General features: G+C 43.1%; 2 protein-coding genes and 1 pseudogene. All 3 read left to right on the top strand.

From position 1 onward, the window contains the following. Positions 1-362, top strand: a pseudogene (locus tag A3729_RS06045) (phenylalanine--tRNA ligase subunit beta); the annotation flags it as partial. Between the two features lie 3 nt (positions 363-365). Further along, complete coding sequence (ihfA, locus tag A3729_RS06040) at positions 366-671, top strand: integration host factor subunit alpha (protein ID WP_068507652.1); 306 nt, start codon at positions 366-368, stop codon at positions 669-671. Further along, positions 649-1,005, top strand: a complete 357-nt coding sequence (locus A3729_RS06035) for a MerR family transcriptional regulator (RefSeq protein ID WP_068507650.1) — start codon at positions 649-651, stop codon at positions 1,003-1,005. Before ihfA ends, A3729_RS06035 begins: the two co-directional genes overlap by 23 nt. Positions 1,006-1,204: the final 199 nt, after the last annotated feature.

Here is a 1,204-nt window from a genome sequence, read left to right as displayed (position 1 = left end):
ATGGCTCAGTTTATTTGTTTGAACTATGCTTAATTGAAACCGTTCAAGGACAAGTGCCGAGTTTTGATGGCGTGTCAAAATACCCAGAAGTTAGACGGGATTTGGCAATATTGATCGATCACGAGATACCGTTCCGAGACGTTGAGCAGATTGTTAGAGATAATGCCGGTGAAGACCTGGTTAATCTCAATGTGTTTGATGTTTATTCAGGTGATAATCTTGCTGAAAACGGAAAGAGTCTAGGCCTCGGTCTGGTATGGCAGCGAAGTGATCGCACTCTTAATGATGAAGAAATCAACGAGTCCTTTGAGCGTATTGTGTCAGCACTCAGTGCTAAGTTTGGAGCTAAATTAAGGAGCTAGCGCATGGCGGCTTTAACAAAAGCTGATATGGCCGAAAGCCTATACGACGAAGTTGGACTAAATAAGCGCGAAGCCAAAGAAATGGTGGAAGCGTTCTTTGATGAAATTGTTGGAGCCCTAGGTCACAATGAACAGGTGAAGCTATCTGGCTTCGGTAATTTTGACCTACGCGATAAGAAACAAAGGCCTGGACGTAACCCTAAAACTGGTGAAGAAATTCCTATTTCTGCCAGACGCGTTGTTACTTTCAGACCCGGACAAAAATTAAAGGCAAAAGTAGAAGAATATGCTGGAACCCAGTCACAATAATGAATTACCCCCGATTCCGGGTAAGCGCTATTTCACTATTGGAGAAGTAAGCGACTTATGTGGAGTCAAAGCTCATGTTCTACGTTATTGGGAGCAAGAGTTTGATGAACTGTCACCGGTAAAGCGTCGTGGAAATCGTCGTTATTATCAGCGCCAGGACGTCATGACTATTCGTCAAATTCGTAGTTTATTGTACGATCAAGGCTATACCATCGGTGGTGCCAAGCAAAAACTGCACAATGAAGGTGATGAGGGCCCTGCAGGGCAAAACTCTGAATTGATCAAGCAAATGATCACTGAGCTTGAAGAAGTTTTAGACGTACTAAACAGCTAAGCTTTCAAGTAATAAGGTAATCTTAAAAAACGCCGATACTATCGGCGTTTTTTATTTATTTCTAAAGCGTCATAAGGTATTATACCCGCGACTTAAGTCGACAGGCCTAAAACCCGTCGATTACCCCCATGTAAGCTGATACCTAGTATCAACCTGGTGAACAAATTCTTGTTTCACACCGTTCGGGATGTAGCGCAGC

It is taken from the genome of Oleiphilus sp. HI0043, from assembly GCF_001634935.1.
This window is presented reverse-complemented; position numbering and strand designations above follow the sequence as displayed.

Bases quoted from the DNA above. Each gene is read 5' to 3' on its own strand.
- A3729_RS06035 (WP_068507650.1), top strand. From the start codon at position 649: ATGCTGGAACCCAGTCACAATAATGAATTACCCCCGATTCCGGGTAAG.
- ihfA (WP_068507652.1), top strand. From the start codon at position 366: ATGGCGGCTTTAACAAAAGCTGATATGGCCGAAAGCCTATACGACGAA.